Raw genomic sequence first — 7,203 nt, 5'->3', positions numbered from 1 at the left:
CAGCTGGATTTAGTCTTTTCGTTGGAATTTATACTTTATAAAGCAATCGGGCACGGTTATGGCACAAGGACCTTATTACGTATAAGGGTCTTATTGCTGAACAACATAACGAAGTCAATACTAGTTATCATCATTTTTAAAAAAAGCAAAAAGAGTTTATCAGCCATAATAATTTTAATGATATACTAATGTCAGACTACATAGGAAGGGTGTGATATTTATGGCACATAAGAATAATTTTATTTATCGTAGCTATAAGACTTTTAAAGAACAAATGAGAGGATGGGATCACACCCTTGATTACAGGAACAAAAGTTGAACTACGTCCAGTGTCGCTAGAAGATTTTGAAAGATCTTACGAATGGCGTAACGATGAAGAGTTTGCAAAAATGTCAGCAGGTGCTGACTTATTTCGCTATAGTCATGTTTCATTGGATCAGATTGAGTCTGCTTATGAAAAGGAAATTAAAAAACTTGATAAACGAGAAAAAGGGGAATTTTCCATTTATACGAATGGAGAAGATTCAAAGCATATAGGTTTTATTCTTTATCGTGAAATAAATATTGTCGCACGGCGTTGTACGATTGGTATGGGAATTGGCGATAAAGAATATTGGAGCAACGGATTTGGCTCGGATGCTCTAATGACACTTATCCACTATTTGTTTGAAACAATGAATCTGAACCGGGTACAGCTTGATACTTGGAGTGGAAACGAGCGTGCAATTCGTTCCTATGAAAAATGCGGGTTTGTTGTCGAAGGGCGAATGCGGAACAATTCCTATGTAGATGGGAAGTATTATGATACCGTTGTGATGGGGTTATTAAAAGAAGAATATCAACCTTAGTATATATCCTCGGTGTACGGCAACGATTGGTTGCCGTACACCTTGTTGCGTTAAAGGGCGCTTATATCGAATAATTAACAAAACTATAGATTGGAGGGATGTTAATGGATGACGATATTTTTAAAAAGGTAAATGAAATGCATAACCGCTTTAATAAGTTGGTTACCCCTTCTCTTATTAAAGAATTGAAAAGGCAATCAGAGATAGAAAATCAAATTGCAGCTTCTACCAATATTAATACTATTAAAATACCGAATAACAGTTATATAAGAAATCAGATGAAACAGATAAATAGCTTTAAAACCTACTCAAGATTTAATGAAGTTAAGTAATCAAATTAGATCATTGCCATTTCAAAATCTACCGGATTTTAGTTACATACAAAGTACAGTTAGGCAATTACAAAATACCTTGAATAACGTAAACATTCCAAAGTGGTTTGCTGATATTACAATTAACGATCTCAATAATATAGATATGAATATTTTACCCGATGAATTATGGACAGATGATTCAACCATAAGTTCTAAACAAGTTGTTAGCGATGGTCATATTCAGAAAAAAATTGAAGAGGCATTTGAATACAGTGATTTCGATACAACTGATACAACAATTAAATTGGAAGCATTCTTTAAAAAACTACTCGAAACAGCTGTGTATGGTGAAGCTTTACAGGTAGTGATAATTACTTTAAAAATTTTGTTAACAATTGTTCAAGGAATAGCAATGGATAATCATGATATGGAGATTAAAAATGAAGTACAAACGATTATGAATGATTCTAAATATGGAAAAGCGTATCAACATATTTTTGTGAATGAAAGCATCGAACATCCCATTGCTAAGTTGGGCTATTTAAGGACAGATACTCTTATAAGAGATGGAGCTAAGAGTACTGCACCGGTAAGTATACATGAGGTTATATTACGTAAAACTGTTGTCACTCTTTTAAAGAGAAAGGGGAACTGGATTGAAATTCAAGTTGATGGTGATGATTTTTGTTATATAGGCTGGGTTGAAGAGTCCAAAATAACCAAGTTTAAAATTGTAGAATAGTTACTTTTTTAATATGAAATTTTTATGTAAAATCTACGATCCTTAATACGAGCCAATAGTAGAACAAAACTATTCAAGAATCGGGCCATTTAATTGAATAACACTTAAAAATTAAAGGGGTGAAAAAAGATGATTATTTTACTTGCATTGTTGGCTATAGTCCTGTTTTTAACTGTTACTAAAACTCAACTTTTCAAAAAAGAATACTCAAATAATAAATTCATGACACAGTTGGGAATGGCTATATTGGTGGGAACTATAACGATAATTCTTTTTACAAGTGACGGGGAAACGGTTTTTAAATATACGGTTGTAGGAATGGGGATAATGTCCTTTATTGCTATTCTAACTGAAATGGTAATTTCAAAGAAGAAACAAACTACATCATGAATGTAGCTAATTGCTTTATTCACTAAACAAAGGCGCTTTTGCTGCATAGTATACCAGAATCAGGCCATTTATTGTAATAAGCAATGGTTAAATTTTAAATAAATCAGAACGGAGTAATACATGATTATTTTAATAAGTGCTGTAGGTAGTACAGGTAAAACCTTGATGGCTCAAAAGCTACTAAAAAAATACCATATCCCATATCTCTCTATAGACCATTTGAAAATGGGGTTATATAGGGGAGACAGGCATTGTGGATTTACACCATTAGATGATACAAAGATTATTGGAGATAAGCTCTGGCCAATATTAAAAGGGATAATTATGACAAATATCGAGAATGAACAACATATTATTGTTGAAGGATGTTACATACTACCTCACTATCTGAAAGAATTTGACATCAATTATTCGGAGAAAATCATTCCAATATTTATGGGTTTTTCAATGAACTATATTCAGAAGAATTTTGAATCAAGGATAAAGAAATACAGGAATGCTGTTGAGCTTCGTAATTGGCCAGAAGAAAGAACAATTGAGGAATTAATTAAAGAACATAAAGAATTTAAAGCACAATGCCTGCAGTCAGGTGCTAAGTATTTTGAAATTGGGAACGACTATGACAAAGAAATATTGAAAGTTTATGATTATATAGAGGCTGAAAAATGGAGAATCGATTCTATATAAATTGAAATTTATATTTAAATTATTAAACTAACTGGTGCAAGAGTTGAACAAGGCGATCAGCAATTTGATCGTCTTTTCTTTAATGAAAATTGTTTGGAATATTATGTTAAAATAAATTAAAAGGATCTTTAGCTAACGACGCAGGTTAGTGGAATATGAGTTATTAAAAATTTATACTAAAACGAGGTACATGGGAGGATATATGGGAACTTTAATTTTGTCAGGTGGGGGAAATGCTGAACAAACTTTTGAAATTAACCAGTATTTTGTAAAAGGAATTTATAATGACAAACCTCTATTATATATACCAATTGGAGATGCAGAAATTAGACCATATAAATCGAGCTTAAACTATATACATTCCATTTTTAACCCTTTGGGAATTAAGAGTATTACAATGTGGACGGATGTTAAAGATAAGTCAATGGAAGAGTTAAATCAGTTTTCTGCAATATATATTAGTGGAGGAAACACCCTTTCTTTATTAAATGATTTTAAAGAAGCAAATTTCGATACAATGTTGCTCCAATACTATAAAAATGGAGGTACTATATATGGTCAAAGTGCAGGGGCTATAATATTTGGAAATAATGTTTCACATACTTGTTCAAAAAACAATATTTATGATGAATGCAAAGCATTAAATTTAGTTAAAAATTATTCACTTTGGTGCCATTACTCTGTTAAAGATAACTCATCAATTAAAGATTGTATGATTAAAGATGAACAGTCATTTATTCTACTTTCTGAAGGTTCAGCTACTTTTGTTAATGAAAACAATATTATAGGAATTGGTGAGAGAAAGCCGATTATTATAAGGTTGGACAAATTTGGTGAAATTCGCAAAAAAATAATTAGTTATTAAGAATCAACTATTATAGGCTAAACTTTTATTACATTGACGGGTGAAATTGTTTAATAAAAGATGGCTTCTTCCACTAATGCAGCAGGTTAATGGAAAAAGGGTTTCTAACAATTTGCAGAGAATTTTATTATAGAAATTTCAGCAAACGTCGGGAAAAGGAGAAATTATATTGGAGAAACTTGAAAAAGTAATTGATTGGGTAGAGGATATAAAAGAAAAAAACAAGAGTAGTGCTTCTTCATTATATATACTAAAAGATAACAAAGTCATTTTGCAACATTATAGTGGTTATCATTCTAATTCTACTGAAGCAGCTCCAATTAATTCATCCTCTCAATTTAACGTAGCATCTGCGAGAAAAAGCTATCTTGGATTAGTAGTGGCATATGCTCTTTATGAAGGAAAAATCAAAAGCCTTGATGACTATGCTATTGAATATTTTGAAGAAATAGATGAACAGCTACTTGGAAAAACCACATTACGGCATTTAGTAACTCATTCACACGGTTTACACGAAAAAGAAGATGGTACTATTTTTAGGGAGTTTGAACCAGGTAATGGCTGGGCTTATAGAGGAATAAATGTGTTAATGATGACTTGGTTGGTAAATAAGCTATTTAATAAGAGTTTTCCAGAACTGTTAAATGAGAGAGTTTTTTTACCTTTAGGTTTAAAGAAAACAGTCTGGCAAACTACGGAGAATGAGGCGTTAGTAAAAGAAATTATTAATCCAGATAAAGATGGTTCATATAAGTTGGGTAGTTCCAATAATGGTACTGAATCAAACCTTCATACGACTGCGTCAGAGTTTGCGCAATGGGGAAATCTTCATTTAAACAAAGGCATTGCGAATGGGAAACAAATCATTCCAAAAGAAGTGATTGAAATTGCAACTCAAATTCAAAGCCCTATTTTCAAAGATAATAACCTTCCACAAAATGGACTATTTTGGTATGTACAAGATACTCCTGCCGATTTCAGTGAGATTGGGGAAAGAGTCCCAAAAGGTTCTTATCAAATTTTAGGAATAACGGGTCCATCTCTTTTAGTGGTTCCAGAATACAATGTTGTTGTAGCTAAAATGTATAACAAGCGATATAACTATGGCGACGACAATTATCTTTACTATCTAAGAGAATTTAGTAATTTGGTGGCTGATACCTTTCGAGATTAAGTTATGAAGAAATGTACTTAAAGTAACAGGAGCCTTAGTTAAGGAACATATCATTGCATCGCAGGATTTTCTAACTTTATGCCGCAATCGGGTGCATATCTTGAATAAGAATGCTTTTGTTATTGGCTCATCGGGTTATTTAACGGTATAAGCGAATGGATTATCGAATTACAAATATGACTTATTATACAAGGGGATGTAACTTATGGAAGACCAAAATTTGTTCAAGATTATGGATGTATCTGGGTTTGATCAGCAAATAGGTAGATTAGTTTCTATGATGAACTACGCAAGATTTACAACCTTAAATGCAGTAAAGGGACTAACCATAGAACAACTTGATTATCTTCAAGACGAGAATAGTAATACCATAGGTTCCCTTCTTTTGCACATTGCAGCTGTCGAGCTAGGTTTTCAGGTTGAAATATGTGATAAGAGAAAACCAAATGACGAGGAAAACAAGGAATGGGGAGCAGCATATGAACTTGGAGATCGGGGACGTAAAGAGATAAAAGGGCAGCCCCTTGAGTATTATTTAGAGAAACTTAACAAAGTACGGGAAAGGACATTGAGGGAATTTAAAGATTGTAGCGATAAGTGGCTGTATGAGGAAAGGCTATGGGACGGGCTGCCATCGAACAATTATTTTATTTGGTTTCATGTTTTTGAAGACGAGGTAAATCACAGAGGTCAAATTCGATGGTTGAGAAGAAGGGCAGAAGAAAACCTTTGATTACTCATGGCCATTCATATAAACAGGCCGATTAAGCAATCGGGCGCAAGAATTGAACAACGATGGGCTGTTTTCATCAGTCCTTTTTTCATGGTCTTATCAGTTAAAGAGCAGGATAGTGGAATCAGCTACAAATAGGTTTACTTTATGTTTTAATATTTAAAATAGGGAAGGAATTTTCTTATGAACAGTAAAATTGTTAAAGTTAAAAAAAGTGAGCTAGAAGTTTATCGTGAAGGTACTGGTATGCCATATATAGTTATCGAAATAGGTATGGGTTGTTCATTTTATGAGTGGTATCCAATAATTACAGAAATCGCAAAACATTCAACTGTATTTACTTATCACAGATCAGGGTACGGTAAAAGTTTCAATCAAAAAAAAGAACGTACATCAGGACAAATAGTTGAAGAGTTAAATCAGCTATTAATAGAAGAAGGTATAACTAAAAATATTATCTTAGTAGGGCATTCCTTTGGGGGATTATGCGTTCAACACTTTGCATCGTTATACTCTGAAAAAATCATAGGAATGGTATTAATTGAATCGAATTCGATGGATCAATACCAAATTGATGAGTTAGATGTACCATATTTAGAAGAAAATTATTCCAAAGAGAAAACTGTTAACTCTTGGTATGAAATAGGTAATAAAAGTGAAACTGAAATTAAGAGAGATGTTAATCCCAAACTATCTGAAAACTATTTACAGCTACCAACAGAACTTCAAGAACGAATAATGAACTTTTTAGTTGACCCAAATTTATACAAATCTATGGCATCTGAATATAAGTATATGTCAGACAGTGGAAGATCTATAAAGTTTTGTAACTTGTCTTTGAGTATTCCCTTAAAAATCATTGCAAGGGATGCTGATTTAATGATTAAAAGGAATATAGCAGGTGGCTTCCCAGAAGACCAAGCAAAGTTAGTTGAATCTACGTGGCAAAGGTTAATTATAAAGCAATCCAGACTATCTAATAACAGTGAAGTAATAATAGCTAAGAATACAGATCATAATGTGAATCTTACTAATCAGAATTTAGTAGTTCAAATCATTAATGAACTCTTAGGTGAAATAACAAATAGTGCAAGTTCAAATTAGACAAATAAGAAAAGAAATTGTGAATTACTTCACTTAAAGTAAAAGGAGTTTTACTTTAATTAGGTATTTGAAACGTTCTTCCAGAATAGACCAGCTATAAAAAGTCAAGCATTAAATGCAAATGATTTTTCTATAACTCGTTTCATTTCTCCAGAAATTTTGTGCATGACAAATAAACCACCTACTTGGTAATTTTAAAATTTGAGGTGTATAGTTGGTTAGTTGTCATTTGATTGAGGACGAGGTTGATAGGGCTTTCCATCTCTCAAAATCGCAAATATTATGTGGGTTAATTTTCGTGCTACTGCCCCTATAGCGGTTCCATGCGCTTTCCCTCGATTTCTTA

Annotated in this window: 10 protein-coding genes and 1 pseudogene; 10 read left to right on the top strand and 1 reads right to left on the bottom strand. The window is 32.6% G+C overall.

From position 1 onward, the window contains the following. Positions 1 to 296: 296 nt before the first annotated feature. The 10 genes from AC3G7N_RS20155 to AC3G7N_RS20110 all read left to right on the top strand — a co-directional run bounded on the left by AC3G7N_RS20155 (position 297) and on the right by AC3G7N_RS20110 (position 6,857). The gene (locus AC3G7N_RS20155) at positions 297 to 848 is read left to right on the top strand and encodes a GNAT family N-acetyltransferase (protein WP_489423955.1); all 552 of its coding nucleotides are present in this window, start codon (positions 297 to 299) and stop codon (positions 846 to 848) included. Positions 849 to 952: 104 nt separating this feature from the next. Further along, positions 953 to 1,180, top strand: a complete 228-nt coding sequence (locus tag AC3G7N_RS20150) for a hypothetical protein (protein WP_489423954.1) — start codon at positions 953 to 955, stop codon at positions 1,178 to 1,180. Next, positions 1,167 to 1,904 (top strand): hypothetical protein, encoded by a 738-nt coding sequence (locus tag AC3G7N_RS20145; protein ID WP_489423953.1) that lies wholly within the window; start codon positions 1,167 to 1,169, stop codon positions 1,902 to 1,904. The genes AC3G7N_RS20150 and AC3G7N_RS20145 overlap by 14 nt, the downstream gene beginning before the upstream one ends. Before the next feature lie 129 nt (positions 1,905 to 2,033). After that, positions 2,034 to 2,294 (top strand): hypothetical protein, encoded by a 261-nt coding sequence (locus AC3G7N_RS20140; protein ID WP_489423952.1) that lies wholly within the window; start codon positions 2,034 to 2,036, stop codon positions 2,292 to 2,294. Between the two features lie 120 nt (positions 2,295 to 2,414). Then, the gene (locus tag AC3G7N_RS20135) at positions 2,415 to 2,981 is read left to right on the top strand and encodes a 2-phosphoglycerate kinase (protein WP_489423951.1); all 567 of its coding nucleotides are present in this window, start codon (positions 2,415 to 2,417) and stop codon (positions 2,979 to 2,981) included. 148 nt (positions 2,982 to 3,129) lie between these two features. Further along, positions 3,130 to 3,846 (top strand): Type 1 glutamine amidotransferase-like domain-containing protein, encoded by a 717-nt coding sequence (locus AC3G7N_RS20130; protein ID WP_489423950.1) that lies wholly within the window; start codon positions 3,130 to 3,132, stop codon positions 3,844 to 3,846. A gap of 169 nt (positions 3,847 to 4,015) precedes the next feature. Beyond that, complete coding sequence (locus AC3G7N_RS20125) at positions 4,016 to 5,020, top strand: serine hydrolase domain-containing protein (RefSeq protein WP_489423949.1); 1,005 nt, start codon at positions 4,016 to 4,018, stop codon at positions 5,018 to 5,020. A 205-nt stretch (positions 5,021 to 5,225) separates the two neighbouring features. Then, a complete protein-coding gene (locus tag AC3G7N_RS20120) occupies positions 5,226 to 5,753 on the top strand; it encodes a DinB family protein (RefSeq protein ID WP_489423948.1) in 528 nt (175 codons plus the stop codon). Positions 5,754 to 5,759: 6 nt separating this feature from the next. After that, a complete protein-coding gene (locus AC3G7N_RS20115; protein WP_489423947.1) occupies positions 5,760 to 5,891 on the top strand; it encodes a hypothetical protein in 132 nt (43 codons plus the stop codon). Positions 5,892 to 5,936: 45 nt separating this feature from the next. Then, positions 5,937 to 6,857, top strand: a complete 921-nt coding sequence (locus AC3G7N_RS20110) for an alpha/beta fold hydrolase (RefSeq protein WP_489423946.1) — start codon at positions 5,937 to 5,939, stop codon at positions 6,855 to 6,857. 218 nt (positions 6,858 to 7,075) lie between these two features. Here the strand turns inward: AC3G7N_RS20110 and AC3G7N_RS20105 are convergent. Beyond that, positions 7,076 to 7,203, bottom strand: a pseudogene (locus AC3G7N_RS20105) (IS110 family transposase); the annotation flags it as partial.

Source organism: Virgibacillus carmonensis, assembly GCF_057836705.1.
This window is presented reverse-complemented; position numbering and strand designations above follow the sequence as displayed.